The 21,478-nt window shown below is 63.7% G+C and carries 23 protein-coding genes; 12 read left to right on the top strand and 11 right to left on the bottom strand.

Annotated elements, in window-relative coordinates:
• Positions 1 to 2 precede the first annotated feature (2 nt).
• The 6 genes from WFR25_RS19380 to WFR25_RS19355 form a co-directional block, all read right to left on the bottom strand.
• A complete protein-coding gene (locus WFR25_RS19380; protein ID WP_043153847.1) occupies positions 3 to 1,064 on the bottom strand; it encodes an AI-2E family transporter in 1,062 nt (353 codons plus the stop codon).
• 10 nt (positions 1,065 to 1,074) lie between these two features.
• On the bottom strand, positions 1,075 to 1,410 hold the full coding sequence (locus WFR25_RS19375; protein WP_048576312.1) for a TraR/DksA family transcriptional regulator: 336 nt from the start codon (positions 1,408 to 1,410) through the stop codon (positions 1,075 to 1,077).
• Positions 1,410 to 1,658 (bottom strand): HP1242/YdcH family protein, encoded by a 249-nt coding sequence (locus tag WFR25_RS19370; RefSeq protein ID WP_043153844.1) that lies wholly within the window; start codon positions 1,656 to 1,658, stop codon positions 1,410 to 1,412. Before WFR25_RS19370 ends, WFR25_RS19375 begins: the two co-directional genes overlap by 1 nt.
• Positions 1,659 to 1,745: 87 nt before the next feature.
• Positions 1,746 to 1,937 carry a hypothetical protein gene (locus tag WFR25_RS19365; protein ID WP_148564707.1) on the bottom strand — a complete coding sequence of 64 codons (192 nt, stop codon included), beginning with the start codon at positions 1,935 to 1,937 and terminating at the stop codon, positions 1,746 to 1,748.
• Between the two features lie 159 nt (positions 1,938 to 2,096).
• Entirely contained in the window at positions 2,097 to 2,729 is a 633-nt protein-coding gene (locus WFR25_RS19360) for a response regulator transcription factor (RefSeq protein WP_152542854.1), read from the bottom strand.
• Positions 2,730 to 3,116: 387 nt separating this feature from the next.
• A complete protein-coding gene (locus WFR25_RS19355; RefSeq protein WP_148564708.1) occupies positions 3,117 to 3,479 on the bottom strand; it encodes a hypothetical protein in 363 nt (120 codons plus the stop codon).
• Between the two features lie 527 nt (positions 3,480 to 4,006).
• Between WFR25_RS19355 and WFR25_RS19350 the strand changes: the two genes are divergently transcribed.
• Both WFR25_RS19350 and WFR25_RS19345 read left to right on the top strand, forming a co-directional pair.
• The gene (locus tag WFR25_RS19350) at positions 4,007 to 4,822 is read left to right on the top strand and encodes a universal stress protein (protein ID WP_272800169.1); all 816 of its coding nucleotides are present in this window, start codon (positions 4,007 to 4,009) and stop codon (positions 4,820 to 4,822) included.
• Positions 4,801 to 5,166: a hypothetical protein gene (locus WFR25_RS19345; RefSeq protein WP_152542853.1), complete on the top strand. Its 366-nt coding sequence runs from the start codon at positions 4,801 to 4,803 to the stop codon at positions 5,164 to 5,166. The genes WFR25_RS19350 and WFR25_RS19345 overlap by 22 nt, the downstream gene beginning before the upstream one ends.
• 138 nt (positions 5,167 to 5,304) lie before the next feature.
• On the opposite strand, the gene WFR25_RS19340 is transcribed toward WFR25_RS19345, so the two are convergent.
• From WFR25_RS19340 to WFR25_RS19325, 4 genes are all read right to left on the bottom strand, one after another.
• A complete protein-coding gene (locus tag WFR25_RS19340; RefSeq protein ID WP_272481270.1) occupies positions 5,305 to 5,808 on the bottom strand; it encodes a MarR family winged helix-turn-helix transcriptional regulator in 504 nt (167 codons plus the stop codon).
• A complete protein-coding gene (locus tag WFR25_RS19335; RefSeq protein WP_048576315.1) occupies positions 5,808 to 6,233 on the bottom strand; it encodes an organic hydroperoxide resistance protein in 426 nt (141 codons plus the stop codon). The genes WFR25_RS19340 and WFR25_RS19335 overlap by 1 nt, the downstream gene beginning before the upstream one ends.
• A gap of 694 nt (positions 6,234 to 6,927) precedes the next feature.
• Positions 6,928 to 8,142, bottom strand: coding sequence for a phospholipase A (locus tag WFR25_RS19330; RefSeq protein ID WP_043153833.1), 1,215 nt, complete (start codon positions 8,140 to 8,142; stop codon positions 6,928 to 6,930).
• A complete protein-coding gene (locus WFR25_RS19325; RefSeq protein ID WP_048576319.1) occupies positions 8,139 to 8,399 on the bottom strand; it encodes a hypothetical protein in 261 nt (86 codons plus the stop codon). The genes WFR25_RS19330 and WFR25_RS19325 overlap by 4 nt, the downstream gene beginning before the upstream one ends.
• 517 nt (positions 8,400 to 8,916) lie before the next feature.
• Here WFR25_RS19325 and WFR25_RS19320 point away from each other — a divergent pair.
• The 4 genes from WFR25_RS19320 to lptB all read left to right on the top strand — a co-directional run bounded on the left by WFR25_RS19320 (position 8,917) and on the right by lptB (position 12,577).
• Positions 8,917 to 9,657 carry an SDR family NAD(P)-dependent oxidoreductase gene (locus WFR25_RS19320; RefSeq protein WP_048576320.1) on the top strand — a complete coding sequence of 247 codons (741 nt, stop codon included), beginning with the start codon at positions 8,917 to 8,919 and terminating at the stop codon, positions 9,655 to 9,657.
• A 49-nt stretch (positions 9,658 to 9,706) separates the two neighbouring features.
• Entirely contained in the window at positions 9,707 to 10,429 is a 723-nt protein-coding gene (gene phbB, locus WFR25_RS19315; protein ID WP_043153860.1) for an acetoacetyl-CoA reductase, read from the top strand.
• Between the two features lie 25 nt (positions 10,430 to 10,454).
• Positions 10,455 to 11,639, top strand: coding sequence for an acetyl-CoA C-acyltransferase (locus tag WFR25_RS19310; RefSeq protein WP_048576321.1), 1,185 nt, complete (start codon positions 10,455 to 10,457; stop codon positions 11,637 to 11,639).
• Positions 11,640 to 11,812: 173 nt separating this feature from the next.
• The gene (gene lptB / locus WFR25_RS19305; protein ID WP_048576357.1) at positions 11,813 to 12,577 is read left to right on the top strand and encodes an LPS export ABC transporter ATP-binding protein; all 765 of its coding nucleotides are present in this window, start codon (positions 11,813 to 11,815) and stop codon (positions 12,575 to 12,577) included.
• 148 nt (positions 12,578 to 12,725) lie between these two features.
• Here lptB and WFR25_RS19300 read toward each other — a convergent pair whose 3' ends face one another.
• Entirely contained in the window at positions 12,726 to 13,586 is an 861-nt protein-coding gene (locus WFR25_RS19300; protein WP_336972965.1) for a TetR/AcrR family transcriptional regulator, read from the bottom strand.
• Between WFR25_RS19300 and phbB (WFR25_RS19295) the strand changes: the two genes are divergently transcribed.
• The 6 genes from phbB (WFR25_RS19295) to WFR25_RS19270 all read left to right on the top strand — a co-directional run bounded on the left by phbB (WFR25_RS19295) (position 13,585) and on the right by WFR25_RS19270 (position 21,365).
• Positions 13,585 to 14,313: an acetoacetyl-CoA reductase gene (gene phbB / locus WFR25_RS19295; protein ID WP_048576323.1), complete on the top strand. Its 729-nt coding sequence runs from the start codon at positions 13,585 to 13,587 to the stop codon at positions 14,311 to 14,313. The genes WFR25_RS19300 and phbB (WFR25_RS19295) overlap by 2 nt on opposite strands.
• Positions 14,314 to 14,417: 104 nt before the next feature.
• Entirely contained in the window at positions 14,418 to 14,837 is a 420-nt protein-coding gene (locus WFR25_RS19290; RefSeq protein ID WP_092959735.1) for a hypothetical protein, read from the top strand.
• A 166-nt stretch (positions 14,838 to 15,003) separates the two neighbouring features.
• Positions 15,004 to 16,401 (top strand): efflux transporter outer membrane subunit, encoded by a 1,398-nt coding sequence (locus WFR25_RS19285; RefSeq protein ID WP_092959732.1) that lies wholly within the window; start codon positions 15,004 to 15,006, stop codon positions 16,399 to 16,401.
• Positions 16,398 to 17,471 carry an HlyD family secretion protein gene (locus WFR25_RS19280; protein ID WP_048576326.1) on the top strand — a complete coding sequence of 358 codons (1,074 nt, stop codon included), beginning with the start codon at positions 16,398 to 16,400 and terminating at the stop codon, positions 17,469 to 17,471. Before WFR25_RS19285 ends, WFR25_RS19280 begins: the two co-directional genes overlap by 4 nt.
• A gap of 11 nt (positions 17,472 to 17,482) precedes the next feature.
• Positions 17,483 to 20,239: a ribosome-associated ATPase/putative transporter RbbA gene (rbbA, locus tag WFR25_RS19275; RefSeq protein ID WP_175485393.1), complete on the top strand. Its 2,757-nt coding sequence runs from the start codon at positions 17,483 to 17,485 to the stop codon at positions 20,237 to 20,239.
• Position 20,240: 1 nt separating this feature from the next.
• The gene (locus WFR25_RS19270; RefSeq protein WP_092959730.1) at positions 20,241 to 21,365 is read left to right on the top strand and encodes an ABC transporter permease; all 1,125 of its coding nucleotides are present in this window, start codon (positions 20,241 to 20,243) and stop codon (positions 21,363 to 21,365) included.
• Positions 21,366 to 21,478: the final 113 nt, after the last annotated feature.

Below are 21,478 nucleotides of genomic sequence, written 5' to 3'. Positions count from 1 at the left end.
GCCTATGATGCATCCGATTGAGGCTGGAATCGCGAGCGTGCAAATATATCCCATGCAGCGATGAACAAAGCCGCCGCCACCGGACCGATCACGAGCCCGTTGAAGCCGAGTACTTGCAGACCGCCGAGGGTGGAGATCAGGACGACATAATCGGGCATGCGCGCGTCCCGACCCACCAGGATCGGGCGCAGGAGATTGTCCACGAGGCCGATCACGAACAGGCCGCACAGGATCAAAATGACGCCTTCCCAGACCGCGCCGGTTACGAGCAGATAGACGGCGACCGGCGCCCAGACGATGCCTGTCCCGATCGCCGGCAGAAGCGACAGAAATGCCATCAGCACGCCCCAGAGCAACGCGCTATGGATGCCCAGCGCCCAGAAGACGATCCCGCCGATGGCGCCCTGGATGACCGCAACCACGAGGCTGCCCTTGATCGTCGCCCGAATAACGGCGGCGAATTTCACCAGCAGGGCGGCGCGCTGGTCCGGATCCAGCGGAATGGCCGTTTCCACCCGGGCAGCCACCTGCTTGCCGTCGCGCAAAAGAAAGAAAGTCAGGTAGAGCATGACGCCCAGGGCGACGACGAAGCCGAAGGCGCTCTGGCCGATGCTGAATGCTCGCGCCGTCAGGGTCTGGAAGCTAGCGGCGATCCCGGCGGTCAATTTGGTCCGGACGGAATCGAAATCGCTCAGGCCCAACCCTGTCAGCAGCGACTTCAGCCATTGCGGCAGATGTGCCTGGAACCGGAGGAAGTAGGTGCCGGGATCAGCCTCGCCGCTTTGCATTCGCGCGTAGACGCCCGCCACCTCCTGAAGCAGGAACGCAGAAAGCAGGATGGCGGGGAGGATTACCATCGCCATGATCACGAGCAGCGTCAGCAGAGCGGCAAGGTTGTTCCGCGTCGGCATCGCACGCAGCAGGCGATCGTTGAGAGGCGCGAAGAGGATCGATGCGATGACGCCCCAGAGAATGGCGCCGAACAGCGGTTGCACGATCCACGCGAAGGCCATCGACACGGCCAGGATGAGTACAGCAAAGCTCGTGTCCTCGATGCGGCGCATACGCGGTCCATCAGGCCCTGTCGTGCTCCGCCGCGCTTGCACATCGGATGCAATGTGCGGCGGCGGGCAGCGCCTCGAGCCGTGCCGGCGCTATCGGCTCCCCGCACGTGGTGCACAGGCCATAGGTGTCCGAATCCAGTCTTGCGAGCGCCTGTCGCGTGAGGGCGATTTCGGCCAACGTCGAGCGCTCGACAGCATCCAGTGCTTCATCATCCTGGCGGGCTATCGCCTGTTCTTCGAAATCGGCGTCGAGAGGTTGGCCCTGCTCCTCCTCGATGCGCTCGACTTGGGCGTTCAGTTCGGAGAGGCGATCGGTGAGACGCTGGCGCATAAGGTCGAAATCCATCACGCATCCTGCCTTTCCGCAATCATCGCTGCGACCTCATCGAGCAGGCTCAGGCGCTGCTTTTTCAGGTCTTCGAGTCGGTCATCGGAAGCGGCATCAAGTCCCGCCTCGATCCGGTATATCTGCTGGGCCAACTTATGATGGCGGTCGGCCAGGTCGCGGTAATGCGCGCTCTCCAGCTTCAGCGCGTGAAGGATCTCGCGCTGCGCGGGAAACAGCGCGTGCAGATCGTGGCCAAGTTCACTCATCTTTTCTCCGATCGAAGTTTGTCGTTGGGGACAGGTGTGTAGTTACCGCTCGTACACGGCGGCGCCAGCGCATCGAGCGGGCGGGCATCATGCGGCCAGCCGCTCCTGATACATCGGAGTTGCCGATGCGCGCGCGCGTCGCAGGGCAAGCAACCGCCGTTGGTAACTGCTGACGAACTGCTGATGAATGCAACGGGCTTCAGCACAGCTGGTGATACGGGCCAATGTCCGGTGTGAACGGCAGCGGCTTAGCAGGTAGGAAATGTCGGGATCATCCATGATGGCAGGCCTCCTTCCATGAGAAGGTGCCGCCTGACGGGGTAGATGTCGCTACGTGAATCTCCGCACCAGTTGGATCGATTGGTGCGTCTGCGGGAGGAAGGCTTCTACGCCGAGTCAGCATTCTGCCGCTGGGGCAAGGACCGACACACGGGACGTTTACGAGGGTTGCGCGGCTCCGACATCGGGCAGCTTGTCGCGCTGTGCAAGGGCAATGTCGATCAACGCGGGAAGGCTCGGCACCGCGAGCTTCCGCATCAGCCTCGCGCGATGGATTTCCACTGTCCTGTGGCTGATTCCCAGCTCCCGACCGATTTCCTTGTTGGTAAGCCCGTGCAGGAGCCAGGCCACGACTTCGCGCTCACGTGCCGTCAGCCGATCGATGTCCCTGGCATCGGGCGGCCGGTGAAGGTGTCCGCATTTGCTGGTCGCCAGCTGGATGGCATCCAGAAGACGCTGCTCGGACAGCGGCTTTTCAAGGATGTCGACAGCGCCGGCCCGAATAGCGGCAACGCCAAATGCGAAGTCCGGCGCTGCCTTCGCGAGCAACACAGCTTGCACCGATCCACGCTTGCGAAGGGTGGCGATGGCATCCGACACGTCATCCTGAACACTGTCGGCGTCGAACAGGACGATACCCGGCGCCAGCCGCGTCGAAGCCACAAGAAAGTCGTGAAGCGTCGCAAAGCAACGCGAAGCGACACCACTCAGCGCTGACATCAGTTCAGGGCGCAGCTCGTTGCCGATACAGTAGACTGCGGGAGTTCCCGCAGCCGCCGATAAATCCTTCACCGTCCCGCCTTTCCACTCGTGCAACCTACGAAGGGGGCGGTGGGCATGTCATACGCAATGCTACGGACTCTCCCCGGGAGATTGCGCGTGGGCTCGGCCAAGCGAGGCACGGTCCTGGCAGGGGAAATATAGAGCCGCAAGGCAATGGCAATGCTCGTTGCTGCCGGGTCCACGGCAACGCTGCCGGTTTCATTCTGCTTGAGGACATCATCGCAGAGCCTTCCGGATCGCTGCGTCGAGGCCTTCAGACCCTTGCAAAGTTGGCGCGAGACGGCGGTGCCTGATTTCTGGCGATGAAGCGCCCGAAACCCTCGGCGGAATCATGCGCAGGCGATCCCGCCGGCAGGTCCTTCGACCGCCCTCAGACCTTGGTATCCACCAACATGGTCAGGAATCGATGCGGGCGATGATAGTCTCGGTATAACGGTCATCACCTGCACCATAGCCATCGAACGGATTGAACGGCTCTGAGGTGATGACCGCACCGCGAAGACCCGAAAGCTTGAAGGTGCCCAGTTTCGTTTCGGTGGACCTGGCGCCATTGCGCTCGATAACCACAGCATCCGCGAACCGGTCGCCGTGCCGCGTGTAGAGGATGTGCGGCGCAAGGATCACCAGCCCACGATTGTAGCTTGCCCGCACACACAGCTGATGGGTGATCGCGTGGGCGAAGACGCTCTCTCCCTCATCTTCCGGCGCGTTTCCGCCGCCTGAATGGCGGAGCGTCAAGGTTTTGCGAATCTGCATCATGCCACTGGCTATTCACCGTCTCAGGTCGTTGCAAGAACGAACCTGAAGATATTGCGATGAGGAAATCCAATGCTGGACACATCCCGCATTTGGTGACCTCGCCATAGCATAACGATCGCGCGATAGTCTCGACCAATAGACGTTCGCGCGCGCGTGAGAGGGCACAGCGGGCGCGAACGGCGTTGTCGGAATGGCCGGTAGCGCCTGGAATCGTATCATGCACGCATGAGAAATATCCACCCGCATCGCCGCCGAATGGACACGCAACATTCGAGGTCGTCTCGATTTCCGCCGCGGCGCGAGAGCCTGTTTCCGGTGGCGTCGAGCGGGACCGTAAGGCCCGTCCAGGTGCCAAACCTACTGAGCGATCCACGCGACGAGAGCGCTCATCGTCGCGCCTGTAAGTAGATGACCCGATAGGGAAGCAATGTCGCATAGCCTACGGATATCTTCTGTCGATACCTTGGGAATTCGTCCCGGCAACGTGACACATCGTAGGAGGCCCGCCAGTGAGTTACGCAACTTTGATGGTGCATCTGGAGCTCGGTCGGTCCAATGCCGCGCTGCTCAATGTTGCTGCCGACCTGGCCGAACGATCGCAGGCTGGCGTCATCGGAATTGCCGCGTGCCAGCCGTTGATGGCGACGGCATTTGCTGGCGCTTATGTTTCCGGTGAAGCGATCGAACTGGATCGTGTCGAAATTGAAAGCGAAGCCAAGGAGGCCCAGGCAGAGTTTCGAACTCTGCTGGACGGTCGAGTCGCGGATATTGAATGGCGCTGCGTGGAGATGGCCACGCCGCTTGCGGACTATTTCGCACGCGAGGCACGCGGCGTCGATGTCATCCTGACCGCACCGGATCGTGGCGGCTCGCTGCTTCCCGATACACGACGCGCAAATATCGGCGATCTGGTGATGCAGACCGGGCGACCGGTAATTGTCGTTCCTACGCACGCTAAGGGGCTGCGACCGGAGCAGGTGCTGGTGGCCTGGAAGGACAGCCGTGAAGCCCGGCGTGCCGCACTTGATGCATTGCCGCTACTGGAAATGGCCGGCCATGTGACTGTTGTCGAGGTCGCTAGGGAGGAGGACGAAGCTGCGGCCGGTCGGCGGCTGACCGATGTGGCCGCATGGCTCAAAAGACACGGTATTCTGGCGGAGACGCTGGTGGCGCCGTCGACCGGCGATGATGTGGCTGCCCTTGCGGCGGTCGCTCGCGCTCAGCACGCCGATGTCGTTGTCGCCGGAGCATATGGACACGGCCGGCTCCGGGAATGGGCGTTTGGTGGCGTGACCGCCGATCTGTTGCTGGATCCCGTAAGATGCACAATGCTGTCCCATTGACCGCTGTCGACATAGGAGGCGGGCGGTCGCTGGCTCCAAAAGCAAACGCGCGATCAGCGCAAGTGATCGTGACGTCGCAAAAGATCGTGCTGGTCCTGGTCACACTCGGCCTCGCAAGCTGTAACAAGATGGTGGATCCACGCAGCAATGACACCAACAGAAGGGCGGCCGCGGCGGCGGTGACCCAATATGAGATAAACACGGAAGGGGCCAGCGCGGCGGATCGGTGCCTACAGGCCGGGTTGGCGGCCGCAGCCTATCTGCAGGCCCAGGATGAAAGCAACTACGCAAAGTGGAGGGCACTGGAGGAGGCCAGCTGTGCTGAAACGAAGACAGCAAGATAGCACTGATCAATGCCTCAAGTGGCAAGCTGATGCGGAACGCGGCGGGTTGAGGCAAGGCTGAGCGGTCCGGCGGGCAGCCCGCGCCACAATCCGCCGCTCCGATTGAGATATACCGAGATGATGGACGGTCAACATGGCTTATGTTCCTTTGTGCCGCGGTCGTTTCGTAAGCACCGCCACCAAATTCTGCACCGCATCCCGCAACGAGACGATCGCCTCTGGAGAAAGGTCAAGGCCTTCGCCCAGAGTTGCGGGCACGCTGCTCGCCGGCACCCGCAGGCGGCGCCCGGCCTCGGTCAGCGCAACGATTACGCGGCGCTCGTCGGCGAGATCCCGTCGACGCGTGAGAAGTCCGGCAGCCTCCATCCGTTTCAGGAGCGGCGTGAGCGTTCCGCTGTCCAGATGCAGCGTAGCGCCAAGCTCGCCGACGGTGCGGGGCTCAGACTCCCAGAGCACCAGCATGACAAGATACTGAGGATAGGTGAGACCGATCTTTGACAGAACCGGACAATAAAGCCGGGTCAAAAGGTTCGATGCGGCATAAAGCGGGAAGCAGACCTGACGGTCCAGTCGCAGGGGATCGTCCTCCTTCATTACCGTTTCCGCCGAGATCTCGTCGGCGTCCGCTTCCCGCTTCGCCATCAGCGCGTGCTCACGCTTATCGCAACGTCCACATTACCCCGGACTGCGTTCGAGTAAGGGCAGACGGCATGCGCGGCTGCGATCAGCTCTTCGGCGGCGGCCTGCTCCAGGCCCGCGATCGAAACGTCGAGAGCGGCGGCCAATTTGAAACCGCCGCTGCCGTTGGGCAGAAGGCTGACCGTGGCGACCACTTCAAGATCATCATCGGCAATAGCGAGCTTCTTGCTCCGCGCGACGTGAATGGCCGCATTCTCGAAACAGGCGGCATAGCCGGCCGCGAACAGCTGCTCCGGATTGGTGGCTCCGCCCTTGCCTCCCAGCCCCGTCGGCAGGGCCAGGGAAAGTTCGAGCAGTCCGTCATCGCTGCGAACCGTGCCCGCACGGCCGCCCACGGCTTTGACTTTCGTCGTATAAAGTGTGTTCATGCTAGTCCTCCAGTTGAAATGTTGTGCACATGCCGCGTTCCATTGTCCTCGGAACCGTCGTCCTCGATATCCTCGAGCCGTGCGTGTGCCAGACAGGGTGGCCACGCCTATGACGAAGCAGTATTTCACGTTCGATCGTGTCAAGCGTTCGCAGGCGTCGCTAATATTGCCGATCAGGATCGTTTCACAGTCGGGAAGGATGTTCTCCGCGGCACATAAGCTGGGCAACTCCGGGGATGGAATGGTCTCCTTCTCGTTCGATCGCAGCCACGTCCCGTGATTATCGCTCACGAGCCGCCACGATCCGTTCCCGCGTATCCGACTCGGCGGGCGCGGATCATTCAATTGCACACGATATAATTTCAAACAATATATTTCTCTTATTCCAGGATGGAATCGCGTGAAGATGGCCGGTTCAGGTACGGGGTCAGCGGCAAGAAGGGGAGGCGGCCAAGGTCCAGCCCAGCCAAAGTCCAGCGAGGCCGACCCCGAAGCGACGCGAGGTACGACCGATTTTCTCCATTCCTACTCAATGCCGCAGATCGGCAGAGTCGACGCGGCCCGCCGGTCCGACCCTTGCCGGACCCGCACTCATATGCCAGCTATTGTCTGCTTGGCCTATGAAGAGTGTCGTCGAGTGGGGGGATGCAGGTTTCGTCCGGAATCGCCGTCTCGATCCCGGTCTCGATCTCCGTTATCGCACGAGCGCGACGCCTATTCTGAACCGCGTCATGCGCCGATCATAGTCGAGCAGGTTCTCGCCATAGCCAACGAAACTCTGTCCGAACAGATAAAGGTCCGGACCACCCCCCAGCAGACGAGGCAGCGGATAGGAGAGATCGGCACTGAGCGCGCCCTTGCCGCTCGAAAAGTTGAACCGGGTGGAGGTGGAGAGGCGCAGTCCTTCATCCTCCCCGATCTCCACGAATAGCCCCGTGATGCCGCGGTATCGGCGGATATCGGGATTGTCCGACTTGTCGCCGACGAAAAGCGCCAGACGTGGTGCGACCGAGAGGCGATAGTCTCCGCCGAGCGGGATCGCCGCCATCGGCGCGACATAGACGCTGTTGATGCTGCGCGACGCCGCGCCGTCGCGCCCGTTCGATTCATGCCGGATACCGCCCTGCGCGCTCACCGAGATGCCGTTCGACAAAGTGGCGGAAGGGGTCAGATAGAAGAGTTCGGGCTGATAATCGACATTGCGGAACGGCGAGGAGTTCCCGCCCAGGTCCCAGAACATACGCTGGCTATAGGCGAAGTGAAGCCCATCACGCCAGGACCCCGGCAGCCCATCAGCCCGTCTCGATCCGAACAGCTGGTATTTGAAGCTGATCTGGATCCTTGCCTCACTGTTGGTGCCAGGCCCGTAGACGGCGTAGATCGGCTCATAGGCCGAGAGATTGACGAGAAAGGCATTGCCAGCCGAACGGTCGGCGGGCGGCGGCGCCGCTTCCCGCTCCGGCTCGGAAGGCGCCTGCGGTGCGGATATGGCTTGCGCCACTTGCGTCGCCGACCGCAAAGCAACAGTGATCTGCTGCGAACGCCACGCCGGAATGGAAAGCGTCGCGCCATCCAGCGTCAGGTCGGAAGGCGCGCGAAAGCAATAGCGAGCGCGCATGAACCCGCCAGGCGGCACGGTCAGGCTGGCCGGGACATTCGCGGCGCGTTCGAGCCATACGGTCCGGACAGATCCGGCAGCCCCGATCCGTGCCTCGATTCGGTCGGGCAAGGATACCGTTTGCGGATCGCGGTCCCCGTTGAGCAATCGCAGATCGACCAGAATGGCGCCGTCCTGGTCGCGCTGGCCGGCGTCGCCGATCAGGATCTCGACCGGCGAGGCGGCATGGGCCGTCGGCGCGAGGAGAATCGATGCGCCAGCCATGAACCAGAAGTGCGGACGGATCGTCATGCGCGCAGGTGCCAACCGCTGTCGCCTGCACCACGGACCGGATAATCGAACAGCCGCGTATGTTCGCGCGCGATCCTGGCGTTGCGCCGCGGTCGCTTGCCCGGCGGGAGGGCGAGGTGAAATGTCCGGTCGGAGAAGACCTGGAGGAGCATTGCGGGCGGAAAAGCCGAGGCGAGCCGGGTAACCGCGGCGCGAATGAATGTCTCTGCAACGTCTTCCAACGGGTCTGGTGGCGAAGTGGCGGCGGATGTGTCCATGTTCCTCATCTCCAATCGGACATGCCCTTCCATCGCCTGACAGCGAGGAACACGCACTACGCGATGACGTAGCCTGACTCAGCATCCTCCCCTGAAACCGCCTCCGATTATACCATCGTTATCAAGCGGCTACTCTCATCTTACCACCACGCATGTCTTTCCGAGAGTCGCCAATTTCACAGAACGGTACTGCAGGGGAGAGATAAGGCGCAACCCCGGCCATCAGTATATTTGCGCCTGGCCCGACACAGAATATGTCCTCCGCCATCCGATTTGTGACGATCCTGCCGCTCCAGCCGTCGTCCATTCCTCACGCTTTCCCGGATGGAAAGAGGAACGAATTAGCGTCGATACGAAACGCATAAGTATAGTTCCCGATGGCGGGGTGGTGCTCCGGCGATGCACATGAACCGCATATCCCGTGGTGATCGGGAATCCAAAACGCCAGGGAGAGGTGCCGGATCGGCTTGGCGACGCCCGTTTTGGGCGGCGGCTTTCGTGCGCTCTGGAGAACCGGATGTTCGACTTCAATGACAAGGTCGCGATCGTGACTGGAGCCGCCAGCGGGCTGGGCGAGGCCATCTCCCGTGAGTTGGCCGCCTCCGGCGCCCGGCTCGTGCTCGCCGATCTCGATATCGACCGTGTACACGCTCTCGCTGCCCAGATCGATGACGGCAGGGCCTTTCCGCTTCGGACGGACGTGGCGAATGCCGCGGATGTCGAGGCGATGGTGGCTTTCGCGGTGAAGACCTTCGGCCGGCTCGATCTTGCCGTGAACAATGCCGGCGTCGGCGGCGCCTCCGCTCCGGCCGGTGAATATGATCTTGCCGAATGGCGGCGCGTGCTCAGCGTCGACATGGACGGCGTGTTCTACGGCATGCGCTATCAGATCCCGGCGATGCTGGTTTCGGGCGGCGGTGCGATCGTCAACATGAGTTCGATCTGCGGCATGCTCGGCCTGCCCGGCACCATCGCTTACGCGGCTGCCAAGCACGCCGTGGTCGGCATGACCCGGACCGCAGCCGTCGACTATGCCCGCAAGGGCATTCGCATCAACGCGGTGGGGCCAGCGGTCATCGATACGCCGCTGATCCGGGCGCAGGGCGAACCGTCGCCCGCGCTGATCGATCAGCATCCCATTGGCCGGCTCGGCCGGCCCGAGGAGGTGGCGGCGCTTGTCGCCTTTCTGCTGTCCGATCGCGCCTCGTTCATGACCGGCGGCTACTATCCCGTCGATGGCGGCTATCTCGCGCAGTGACCGCGTCGCCCACTCCCTTTTCATCAGCACCAGCAGCAAGGAATTTCTCATGTCCCGTATAGCGCTTATCACCGGCGGCGTGAGCGGTATCGGCGCCGCGACCGCACGACTCCTCAAGGCGCATGGCTACACCGTCGTCGCCAATTATTTCGGCAACGAGGCCGAAGCCCAGGCGTTTCACGACGAGACGGGCATTCCGGTCTATGGCTGGAACGTGGGCGATTTTGCCGCGAGCCAGGCGAGCGTCGCCAAGGTCGTGGCGGAGGTCGGGCCGGTCGACATCCTCGTCAACAATGCCGGCATCACCCGCGACGGCACGCTCCACAAGATGAGCGAGGAGCAATGGCGCAGCGTGATCGACGTCGACCTCGGCGGCTGCTTCAACATGTGCCGCGCGGTGATCGAGGGCATGCGTGAGCGGCGCTTCGGCCGGATCGTCAATGTGAGTTCGGTCAACGCGCTGTCGGGGCAGTTCGGCCAGACCAACTATGCCGCCGCCAAGGCGGGCGTGATCGGCTTCACCAAGGCGCTCGCGCTCGAGGGCGCGGCGCGCAACGTCACGGTCAATGCGATAGCGCCGGGCTATACCGACACCGCCATGGTCGCCGCGGTATCGGCGGAGGCGATGAAGGCTGTTCTTGGCGCCGTTCCCGTGGGCCGTCTCGGCACGCCCGATGAGATCGCGCGCGGCGTCCTCTTCCTTGTCGAGGACGAAGCCGGCTTTGTCACCGGCGCCACGCTTTCGATCAACGGCGGCAAATACATGGCCTGAAGCGGCCGAATGGAAGGAGAAGATCATGACCAAGAATGTTGTTCTTTGCGCACCCGTGCGAACCGCGATCGGAAGCTATGGCGGCAGCCTCAAGGACATGGCCGCGCCGAGACTCGGCAGTATCGCCATTGCCGAGACGCTCAAGCGCGCCGGCGTAACCGGCGACGCGATCGATACGGTCGTCATGGGCCAGGTGGTGCAGGCCGGAGCGAAGATGAACCCGGCGCGGCAGGCGGCGATCGGTGGCGGAATCCCTGACACTGTGCCGGCGATGACCGTCAACCGGGTCTGCGGCTCCGGAGCCCAGGCGATCGCCACTGCCGCGCAGGAGATCATGCTGGGCCTGACGAATGCCGCTGTCGCGGGCGGGATGGAGAATATGGACCAGGCGCCCTACCTTATCGAGAAGGGCCGCTGGGGTTATCGCATGGGCGACGGCAAGCTTTTCGACAGCATGCTCCATGACGGTCTCAACGACGCGTTCGTCGATCAGCATTCGGGCTGGGTGACCGAGGACCTCGTCACGAAATTTCAGATCTCGCGCGACGCCCAGGACAGTTGGGCAGTGCGCTCGCAACAGCGGTTCAGTACGGCCCAGGCGGCCGGCAAGTTCGACAGCGAGATCGTGGCGGTCGAAATTCCGGGACGAAAGGGGCCGACCAGCTTTTCGCGGGACGAGCAGAACCGACCGGATGCGACGCTCGAAAGCCTCGCCCACCTCAAGCCGGCCTTTCGTCCGGAAGGAACAATCACGGCAGGCAATGCGCCCGGCCTCAATACCGGCGCGGCGGCGATGATCGTGGCGAGCGAGGACTGGGCCAGCCAGCACGGCGTAGCTCCGGTCGGTCGGCTGGTCGCTTTCGGCGTGGGTGCGGTGGAGCCCGGACTGTTCGGGCTGGGGCCGGTCCCGGCCGTGCGCCAGGCGCTCACCCGTGCGGGCTGGTCGGTGTCGGATCTCGAACGGGTCGAGATCAACGAAGCCTTTGCCGCGATCGCCATCGCCGTCGTACGGGAACTCGGGCTGCCGGAGGACATCGTCAATGTCGAAGGCGGGGCGATCGCCCATGGCCATCCGATCGGCGCGACGGGCGCGGTGCTGACGACGCGGCTGCTCGAGTCGATGCGGCGCGACGGGCTCAGGCGCGGGCTTGTCACGCTTTGCATCGGGGGCGGGCAGGGCGTTGCCCTGGCTCTTGAAGCCGTCTCCTGAGCGAAGAGGCTTGGGGCGGCGATCGATCTTCCGTCGACGCCGCTCCGGTCCGAACGCAACCGATAAGGTGTCGCGTGCCCATGCTCATCGCGAGCTTTCTGGAAAACCCACTCTCGCAGGGGAACCGGAGAGCCGTGGATAGCGGCACGTCTGTTCATACGGATGGCGGTCCGGTGACCGGTCGACTAGGCGAATTGCAGAGTTCCGCCGGTGCGGCCGAAGGGCTCTCGATTGTGGGGATCGAAAAATCATTCGGTGCCCGAAAGGTCCTCCACGGCGTTTCGCTCAACGTCAAACCGGGCGAGATCGTGGGGCTGCTTGGTCCCAACGGCGCCGGAAAGACGATCTCCTTCTATGCGATCATCGGCTTGACGAGCGTCGATGCCGGCAGGATCCTGCTTGGCGGAGCGGATGTCACGGCGCTTCCGATGGACAGGCGCGCGGCACGGGGTCTGGGCTATCTTCCGCAGGAGCCATCGGTCTTTCGGGGCATGACGGTCGCGGAAAACATCACCGCGGTGCTCGAGTGCCGCACGGATGATCCCGCGGTGATCGCGGCGCGCCTCGATGAGCTGCTCGCCGAATTCAGCATCGCCCATGTCCGCGATACGCCGGCTCCGGCTTTGTCAGGCGGAGAACGCCGCCGCACCGAGATTGCTCGTGCGATGGCCGCGAAGCCGGCCATCATGTTGCTGGACGAGCCCTTTACCGGCATCGACCCCCTGTCGATCGTCGATATCAAGCTGATGGTGCGCGACCTCAAGCAGCATGACGTCGGCGTTCTCATAACCGACCATAATGTCCACGAGATGCTCGAACTGGTCGACCGGGCCTATGTCATCCATGAGGGAAGGGTGCTGTTCGAGGGGACGCCCGACGCGGTGCTTCACAATCCCGATGTGCGCAGACTCTACCTTGGTGAGGACTATGAGCAGTGACCTGTCCTTTGGTTGATCATAGCGCTCCGTTGCCGTCGGTCAGCACAGGCCATCTTTGACGGCGTCCTGCTCGTGCTCATGCATCGGGGCGACGCCATGGTGCCAGATTTGCGGTCGGAGTCCATGTCCAACAGGATCGAACATGGAGTTAACCGGAACAGTCTTCGTCCAGGAAGGGCATTCCGCGCGCGATGAGATTCATGGTGCGCTCAAGATAGTCGGATTTGGCGCGAGACGTGTTTTCCAGCTCATGCCGCAGGAGAATGCGCTGCCGCGGGCTTGTGACGAACGCGTCGAAGAGGAACGCCGCCAGGAACGACAGGTCGACCGAGCTGTCGCTGCCGTCGTTGCGATGGGCCTGCTCGAGAATTGACTGGATGATCGCAATTCCCGCCTTGGCTCCCATCGAAGGCTTGGCCTGGCCGGCTTCCGATTCATGATCGGCGATCCAGTTGATCAGGGAATCCAGGCCGATAACCTCACGCTTGAGCGATGCATCCAGGATTTTCCTGCCGACATGGAGCAGCTTGTCCCGCGTCGAGCCGGCCGGAATGGTCGATGCGATCGGCCTGAGATGATGCGCGATTCCATGCTCGACGGCAGCGACAAGCAGCGCCGTTTTGGACCCGAACCGGGAATAGAGCGTGCGCTTGGAGACGCTGGCGGCGATCGCGATCCCCTCCATGCTGGCGCCTTCCACGCCATGGGCGATGAACTGTTCGAGCGCCACATCAAGAATATGAACGCCCAGTAGCGCCGCGATTTCCTGCGTCGGCCGGCCCCCTTTGGGGTCACGCGGCGGCAGGCGCCTGGCACGTCCGGTTGATGTTGCTCTTGTCATAAAACCGTCTCTAACCCGATCATCCAGGTCTTGCATGAGTTTTGACTTGATCCGGTATCGCCAGGAGGCGATAACAAAACCGCTAAGTATACATACGCATTGTCCGGGGAGGAGCTGTGGGGGAAACCTCGCGGCGCATCTGAAACAGGAACGGACCCGGACGATCATGACGGATATCGCACTCGTAACCGGTGGCACGCGCGGGATCGGCGCGGCCATCGCCCGATCGCTGAAGGCCGAAGGCCATGAGGTGGCGGCCGTCTATCATGGCAATGACGCCGCCGCCGCCCGGTTCAAGCAGGACACCGGCATATCGGTGTTCAAATGGGACGTTGCGGACGAGGCGGCCTGCCGGGACGGCGTGGCCCAGGTCGAAGAACGGCTTGGGCCGGTGTCCATCCTCATCAACAATGCGGGCATCACCCGCGACGGGGTCTTCCACAAGATGAGCTGGGACAATTGGCGGTCCGTGCTGGCGAACAACCTCGACTCGATGTTCACCATGACCCGCGCAATCATCGAGGGCATGCGCGAGCGGCGCTTCGGCCGGATCATCAACATCTCGTCGATCAATGGGCAGAAGGGCCAGATAGGGCAGGTCAACTATTCCGCGGCGAAGGCGGGCGTGATCGGCTTCACCAAGGCGCTGGCTCAGGAAAATGCCGCGCGCGGCATAACCGTCAACGCGGTCTGTCCCGGTTATGTCGACACCGACATGGTCGCCGCCGTCAAGGAGGAGGTGCGCGCCGGGATCATCGCCGGCATCCCTGTCGGCCGTCTCGGCGACCCCGACGAGGTCGCGCAAGCGGTCTCCTATCTCGCCTCGCCAAAGGCGGCTTTCTGCACGGGCTCGGTGCTTACCATCAACGGAGGGCAATATATCGCCAATGGCTGAGCCTCGTCTGCCATCGTGCGTAAGGACAATCCCTCATATCGCAGCGCAGCATCGCAACGGAAACTGTTTTTCCTCCCGCCTCGATTCTCGAAAGGACCTGACCCATGAGCTATCCCCTCGATCAGATTACCGCCCTTGCCAAGGCCAATGGCGAGCTTGTCCTCAAATTCGCCGAGATCGCCCGGAGCGGTGGCGAGGAGTATGCACAGATCGGCAGCAAGGCGGCGACCCTCTTCGTCGATCAGTTCAAGGAACTGAAGCCGGGGACTGTCCCGAGCTTCAGAAGCGACGCGGTCACGAGCCTGCTCGGCGAGGTCGAAAAGAGCCGGGAGGCCTCGGTGAGCAAGATCAAGGCGGCCGTCGACGAATGGCAGGGTAGCTGGAAAGATCTGCTCTCGCAGACGACCAACCAGCAGGAACTGTCCGATACGTTCCGGACGTGGTTCCAGCCCCTGGCCAAGCAGATATCTGTGGCCGAGCCCGAGAAGGCGAAGGCGCCTGCAAAAGTTTCCGCGACAGCCTGAGGGTCGCAACTCACGGCGAACAACGGCTCCCGCCCGGTCCCCCGGGCGGGAGCTGCCTATTTGAAGACCGAACCAGGGGGCAGTGCGCGACGATATGGCCGTTCCAGAGATCACAGGGGCCAGATACCGACGGCCAGCGATAAGCGCAGCCTGTCTCGCTGCGTCCATGCTTCTGGCCGGCTGCTCGTTCGCGCCGGCGCATGTCCGTCCGCCGCAGCCCGTTCCGCAAACCTATGCCGCATCGGCCTCCGGCTCGCCGTCCATCGCCCGGATCGGCTGGTATGATTTCTTCCGCGAGGCGCAGCTTCGCACGCTGATCGCTGCTGCGCTGGAGAACAACCGCGATATCCGGATCGCGTCAGGGCGCGTCGCGGAGGCGCGGGCGGCGTGGCGGATCCAGGGATCGGCGCTCTACCCCCAACTCGATGCCGTGGCGACCGGAACGCGGGGACGAACCCCCGCCGATCTGTCGGTGACGGGCCAGGCGGTCACCGGCAACCAGATCTACGCCCAGCTGAGCGCCGGCTGGGAGATCGACTTCTGGGGCCGGCTGCGCAACCTCAACGAGGCGGCGCGGGCGCAATATCTGGCGACGGAGGAAGCGCGGCGCGCGATCGCGACCGACCTCATCGCCCAGGTCGCCAACGGCTATCTGCTCGAGCGCGAATATGAAGAGCGCGCGGAATTAGCGAGCCGGACGATCACGACGCGCGAGGAGTCGTTGCGCATCCTACGCCGGCGGTATGAGGTGGGATCGGGCTCGAAGCTCGAGATGACCCAGGCACAGACCCTGCTGGCGCAGGCGCAGACGGCGCTGCAGGCGCTCGACCAGGATCGCGACGTCAATCGCAACGCCCTGGCGCTGCTGGTCGGGCGTCCGGTCGACATCCCGCCCGGGCCGCTCGGTCTTGCCGAATCGGCCCCGGAGATGGCGCTTCCCGCTGGCCTGCCGTCGGAGCTTCTGGCCAACCGGCCCGATATCGTGGCGGCGGAATATTCCCTGCGCGCCGCCAATGCGAATATCGGCGCCGCGCGCGCCGCCTTCTTTCCCAATATCAGCCTGACCGGCGCCTTCGGCACGGCGAGCAGCGAGCTGGACGGTCTGTTCAGGGATGGAAGCCTCTCCTGGAACTTCACGCCGACCATCAGCCTGCCGCTGTTCAACGCCGGACGCCTCAAGGGCAATCTCGACGTCGCGAAGGCCCGGCAGGTGATTGCCGTCGCGGACTATGAAGGGACGGTGCAGGCCGCGTTCCGCGATGTTTCGGATGCCCTGGTCCGGCGCCGGCAACTCGGCCTCCAGATCGAAATGACGCGCACGATGCTCGCGGCGCTTCAGGAACGCGCGCGCCTTGCCCAATTGCGTTTCGACAACGGGCGCTCGGCCTATCTCGAAGTCCTCGACGCGCAGCGCGACCTGTTCGACACCGAGCAGACGCTTGTCCAGCTTCGCCGCGCCCATCTCGGGAGCGCCGTCGCCCTCTATGCGGCTCTGGGCGGGGGCTTCATCCAGAATCCAGCCTTCGACATCAACACGGCTGAAACCAGGAATCCAGTGCAATGACGATGCCCCAGAAGACGTGGATCATCAGGGGCGGCATCGCCATGGCCATTGTTGCCGTGGCCATCATCCTCTGGCTGCTGCTCAAGCCCGCTGACCTTCCAGACGGCATCATTGGCGGCAACGGCCGGATCGAGGCGATCGAGATCGACATCTCCGCCAAAACCCCTGGGCGGATACGCGACATCGTCGCCGACGAGGGCGACTTCGTGAAGGCGGGACAGGTTGTCGCGCATATGGACATCGATGTCCTCAACGCCCAGCGCTCCGAGGCACAGGCGCAGCTCGCCCAGGCGCTCAACGCCATCCTGATCGCGCAAAGCCAGGTGTCGCAGCGCCAGAGCGAGCGCGCGGCCGCCTTTGCCGCCGTCCGGCAGCGTGAGGCGGAGCTGAACGCCGCGCGCAAGCGGCTGGCGCGTTCGGAGACGCTGGCGCGCGAGGGCGCCACTGCCGTGCAGGAGCGCGACGACGATCAGGCGCAGGTCGAAGGCGCGACGGCCGCCGTCGAGGCGGCGCGCGCGCAGATGGCGGCGGTCGATTCGGCCATCGGCACCGCGCGCAGCCAGGTGATCGGCGCGCGCTCGAACGTCGATGCGGCCCGCGCTACGATCGAGCGGATCGAGGCCGATATCCGCGACAGCGACCTGCGCGCTCCGGTGGCCGGAAGGGTCCAGTATCGCGTGGCCCAGCCGGGCGAGGTCGTCGCCGGCGGCGGGCGGGTACTCAACCTCGTCAATCTCGGCGACGTCTACATGACCTTCTTCCTGCCCGAGACCGTGGCGGGACGCGTGGCCCTGGGGAGCGACGTGCGGATCGTGCTCGATGCCGCGCCCGACTATGTGATCCCGGCCAAGGTGTCGTTCGTCGCCGATGTCGCGCAGTTCACGCCCAAGACCGTCGAGACGGCAAGCGAACGGCAGAAGCTGATGTTCCGGGTGAAGGCGCGGATCGATCCCGCCCTGCTCGATCGCCACATCACCCAGGTCAAGACCGGGCTGCCCGGCATGGCCTATGTGCGGACCAGCCGCGATGCCGAATGGCCGGCGAAGCTGACCGTCAACGTGTCGCGATGACCGCGCCCGGCATGTCGGAGGGCGCCTCGCCGGAATTGGCGGCACGCCTTTCGGGCGTCAGCCTGCACTATGGCAGGACGCGGGCGCTCGACAGCATCGATCTGGAAATTCCGGCCGGACGCATGGTCGCGCTGATCGGCCCCGACGGCGTCGGCAAGTCCACCCTGTTCTCGCTGCTCGCCGGCGCGCGCGTGATCCAGGAGGGCAGTGTCGAGGTTCTTAGCGGCGATATGGCGGACCGGCGCCACCGCGAAGCGGTCTGTCCGCGCATCGCCTATATGCCGCAGGGCCTGGGCAAGAATCTCTATCCGACCTTGTCCATCGACGAGAATCTGGAATTTTTCGCGCGCCTGTTCGGGCAGGATGCACAGGAACGCGAGCGGCGGATCGCCCAGCTCACCGAGAGCACCGGCCTTGCGCCGTTCCGCAAACGTCCGGCCGGCAAGCTCTCCGGTGGCATGAAGCAGAAGCTCGGGCTGTGCTGCGCCCTCATCCACGACCCCGATTTCCTGCTGCTCGACGAGCCGACCACGGGCGTCGACCCGCTGTCGCGCGCGCAGTTCTGGGACCTGATCGACCGCATCCGCGCCGACCGGCCTGGGATGAGCGTGCTGGTCGCCACCGCCTATATGGAGGAGGCTGCGCGGTTCGATTGGTTGGTGGCGATGGATGCGGGGCAGATCCTCGCAACCGGCACTCCGGTGGATTTCTATGAACGCACCGGCACCGACGGCCTGGAGCAGGCGTTCATCGCCCTGCTGCCCGAAGAGCGCCGGCGTGGTCACAAGCCCGTGACCATCCCTCCGCGCAGCGACGGGAGCGAGACCGAGATCGCCATCGAGGCCAAGGGGCTGACCATGCGGTTCGGCGACTTCACTGCGGTCGATCATGTCGATTTCCGCATCGAGCGCGGCGAAATCTTCGGCTTCCTGGGTTCGAACGGCTGCGGCAAGTCGACGACGATGAAGATGCTGACCGGCCTGCTCAAGGCGAGCGAGGGCCAAGCGTGGCTGTTCGGGCGCGAAGTCGAGAATGACGACGTGGCGACGCGTCGGCGCGTGGGCTACATGTCCCAGGCCTTCTCGCTCTATTCCGAGCTGACGGTCCGGCAGAATCTCGAGCTGCATGCACAGCTCTTCCATGTGCCGGCGGAAGAGATTCCCGCCCGGGTCGAGGAGATGGCCGGACGCTTCGACCTGACCGACATCATGGACGCGCTGCCGGACGCGCTCCCGCTCGGCCAGCGCCAGCGCCTCAGCCTCGCGGTCGCGATGATCCACAAGCCTGAAATGCTGATCCTCGACGAGCCGACCTCGGGCGTCGATCCGATCGCGCGGGATCAGTTCTGGCAGATGATGATCGACCTGTCGCGGGGCGACAAGGTGACGATCTTCATCTCGACCCATTTCATGAACGAGGCCGAGCGTTGCGACCGGATTTCGCTGATGCATGCCGGCAAGGTGCTGGTCAGCGATACGCCGGCGGCGATCGTCGAGAAGCGCGGCAGCACGAACCTCGAGGATGCGTTCATCAGCTATCTGGAGGACGCGGCGGGCGGAGATGAAAGGGCGGAGGCGGGAGTGGCGGCCGCGGCGCCGGCCACCGAGACAAAGGCTGAGCCTGCTTCGTCCTTTTCCCGCACCTTCAGCCGCCGACGGATGCTGAGCTATTCCCGGCGCGAGGCGCTGGAGCTTCGTCGCGATCCGATCCGCGCCACGCTCGCCCTTCTGGGAAGCGTGCTGCTCATGTTCATCATGGGCTATGGCATCAGCCTGGATGTCGAGAACCTGCCGTTCGCGGTGCTCGATCGCGACGGGACGACCACCAGCCAGAATTATGCTCTGAATCTTGCGGGATCCCGCTACTTCATCGAACGCCCGCCGATCACCGATTATGCGCAGCTCGACCGGCGCATGCGCGATGGCGAGCTCAGCGTTGCGATCGAGATTCCACCGGGTTTCGCGCGCGACCTGCGCCGCGGCGATCCGGTCCAGATCGGCGTGTGGATCGATGGCGCCATGCCGATGCGGGCGGAGACCGTGCAGGGATATATCCAGGCACTGCACGCGCAATGGCTGGGAGAGATGGCCGTGCAAGAGCTTGGCGCTCGGCCCTCGGTGGGCCTCATCAATATCGAGACGCGCTACCGCTACAATCCCGACGTCAAGAGCCTGGTCGCGATCGCGCCGGCGGTCATCCCCGTCCTGCTGCTGTTGTTCCCGGCGATGCTGACGGCGCTCAGCGTCGTGCGCGAGAAGGAGCTGGGCTCGATCATCAACTTCTATGTCACGCCGATCACGCGGATCGAGTTCCTGCTCGGCAAGCAGCTTCCCTATGTCGCGCTCGCCATGCTCAACTATGTGCTGCTGGTGCTGCTGGCGCTGCTCGTCTTTCGCGTGCCGATCACCGGCAATGTGCTGGCGATGACGGTGGCGGCCTTGCTATACACGCTGTCCGCGACCGCGATCGGGCTGCTCTTCTCGATCTTCATGCGCAGCCAGATCGCGGCGCTGTTCGCCACCGCGATCGGCACCATCCTGCCGGCGGTGCAGTTTTCCGGGCTGATCAATCCGGTCTCGTCGCTGGAGGGCGTCGGCGCGTTCGTCGGGCGCATCTTCCCGACCACCCATTTCGTCACCGTCTGTCGGGGCGTCTTCTCCAAGGGGCTGGGCTTCGGCGATCTGGGTCAGCCGCTTCTGGCGCTGGCCGTGGCAGTACCGGTGCTGCTCGCACTGTCCGTCGCGCTTTTGAAAAAGCAGGAGGGCTGAGATGCGGCATATCGCCAATATCGGACGTCTGGGCGTCAAAGAACTGCGCAGCCTGTGGCGCGATCCGATGATGCTGGTCCTGATCGTCTACGCTTTCTCGCTCGGCATCTATGTGGCGGCCTCCGCCATGCCCGAGACACTGAACAAGGCGCCGATTGCGGTTGTCGACGAGGATCAGTCGCCGCTGTCCAGCCGGATCACCGGAGCCTTTTATCCGCCGCATTTCACGCAGCCGGCTTTGATCTCCCTAGGTGAGGTCGATCCTGCCATGGACGCCGGGCGCTACACCTTCGCGCTCGACCTGCCGCCCGATTTCCAGCGCGACGTCCTCGCCGGCCGCCAGCCGACCGTCCAGCTCAACATCGACGCCACGCGGATGAGCCAGGCGTTCACCGGCGGCGGCTATATCCAGCAGATCGTCCAGGGCGAGGTGTCGGAGTTCATGAAGGGAACGCGGGCCACGGCCGCGCCGCCCGCCGATCTCGCCCTGCGGGCCCGCTTCAACCCGACGCTCGCGCAAAGCTGGTTCGGGTCGGTGATGGAGATCATCAACAACGTCACCATGCTCTCGATCGTGTTGACCGGCGCCGCGCTGATCCGCGAGCGCGAGCATGGCACGATCGAGCATCTGCTGGTGATGCCGATCACGCCGTTCGAGATCATGGCGAGCAAGGTCTGGGCGATGGGGCTGGTCGTCCTGCTCGCCTGCGCCTTCGCGCTGCTGGTGGTGGTCGAAGGAATATTGAAGGTGCCGATCGAGGGATCGATCCCGCTGTTCCTGACGGGTGCGGCGCTGCATTTGTTCGCCACCACGTCGATCGGCATCTTCATGGGCACGATCGCGCGCTCGATGCCGCAGTTCGGTCTGTTGCTGATGCTCGTGCTGCTGCCGCTCCAGCTGTTGTCCGGCGGTATGACCCCGCGCGAGAGCATGCCCGAGTTCGTGCAAACGGTGATGCTCGCCGCGCCCACCACCCATTTTGTGAGAATGGCGCAGGCGATTCTCTACCGGGGAGCGAGCTTCGACGTGGTCTGGCCCCAGTTCCTTGCCATCGCCGTGATCGGTGCAGTGTTTTTCCTGATCGCGCTCGCGCGGTTCCGCCGGACGATCGGAACGATGGCATAAGCAGGCACATGGTGATGGCCGCCTCAGTAACACTACCAATATGCCCAACAGCGCGGCTGCGCGAAACTTTTCTCACCACAAAGGGGAGAATCTCCATGCACGCCCTGGACAGA

Source organism: Sphingobium aromaticiconvertens (assembly GCF_037154075.1).
Taxonomy (GTDB): domain Bacteria; phylum Pseudomonadota; class Alphaproteobacteria; order Sphingomonadales; family Sphingomonadaceae; genus Sphingobium; species Sphingobium aromaticiconvertens.
The sequence above is the reverse complement of the archived record's forward strand: the minus strand, read 5'-3'. Positions and strand labels throughout refer to the sequence as shown.

Coding starts and splice junctions, on each gene's coding strand:
- WFR25_RS19375 (WP_048576312.1), bottom strand. CDS start 1,410: ATGGATTTCGACCTTATGCGCCAGCGTCTCACCGATCGCCTCTCCGAA.
- WFR25_RS19300 (WP_336972965.1), bottom strand. CDS start 13,586: ATGATCGTCCGGGTCCGTTCCTGTTTCAGATGCGCCGCGAGGTTTCCC.
- WFR25_RS19340 (WP_272481270.1), bottom strand. CDS start 5,808: ATGGCGAAGCGGGAAGCGGACGCCGACGAGATCTCGGCGGAAACGGTA.
- WFR25_RS19285 (WP_092959732.1), top strand. CDS start 15,004: ATGCTTCTGGCCGGCTGCTCGTTCGCGCCGGCGCATGTCCGTCCGCCG.
- phbB (WP_043153860.1), top strand. CDS start 9,707: ATGTCCCGTATAGCGCTTATCACCGGCGGCGTGAGCGGTATCGGCGCC.
- WFR25_RS19325 (WP_048576319.1), bottom strand. CDS start 8,399: ATGGACACATCCGCCGCCACTTCGCCACCAGACCCGTTGGAAGACGTT.
- WFR25_RS19320 (WP_048576320.1), top strand. CDS start 8,917: ATGTTCGACTTCAATGACAAGGTCGCGATCGTGACTGGAGCCGCCAGC.
- WFR25_RS19310 (WP_048576321.1), top strand. CDS start 10,455: ATGACCAAGAATGTTGTTCTTTGCGCACCCGTGCGAACCGCGATCGGA.
- WFR25_RS19365 (WP_148564707.1), bottom strand. CDS start 1,937: ATGGATGATCCCGACATTTCCTACCTGCTAAGCCGCTGCCGTTCACAC.
- WFR25_RS19330 (WP_043153833.1), bottom strand. CDS start 8,142: ATGACGATCCGTCCGCACTTCTGGTTCATGGCTGGCGCATCGATTCTC.
- rbbA (WP_175485393.1), top strand. CDS start 17,483: ATGTCGGAGGGCGCCTCGCCGGAATTGGCGGCACGCCTTTCGGGCGTC.
- phbB (WP_048576323.1), top strand. CDS start 13,585: ATGACGGATATCGCACTCGTAACCGGTGGCACGCGCGGGATCGGCGCG.
- WFR25_RS19280 (WP_048576326.1), top strand. CDS start 16,398: ATGACGATGCCCCAGAAGACGTGGATCATCAGGGGCGGCATCGCCATG.
- WFR25_RS19270 (WP_092959730.1), top strand. CDS start 20,241: ATGCGGCATATCGCCAATATCGGACGTCTGGGCGTCAAAGAACTGCGC.
- WFR25_RS19380 (WP_043153847.1), bottom strand. CDS start 1,064: ATGCGCCGCATCGAGGACACGAGCTTTGCTGTACTCATCCTGGCCGTG.
- WFR25_RS19355 (WP_148564708.1), bottom strand. CDS start 3,479: ATGATGCAGATTCGCAAAACCTTGACGCTCCGCCATTCAGGCGGCGGA.
- WFR25_RS19350 (WP_272800169.1), top strand. CDS start 4,007: ATGGTGCATCTGGAGCTCGGTCGGTCCAATGCCGCGCTGCTCAATGTT.
- WFR25_RS19290 (WP_092959735.1), top strand. CDS start 14,418: ATGAGCTATCCCCTCGATCAGATTACCGCCCTTGCCAAGGCCAATGGC.
- WFR25_RS19370 (WP_043153844.1), bottom strand. CDS start 1,658: ATGAGTGAACTTGGCCACGATCTGCACGCGCTGTTTCCCGCGCAGCGC.
- WFR25_RS19335 (WP_048576315.1), bottom strand. CDS start 6,233: ATGAACACACTTTATACGACGAAAGTCAAAGCCGTGGGCGGCCGTGCG.
- WFR25_RS19345 (WP_152542853.1), top strand. CDS start 4,801: ATGCACAATGCTGTCCCATTGACCGCTGTCGACATAGGAGGCGGGCGG.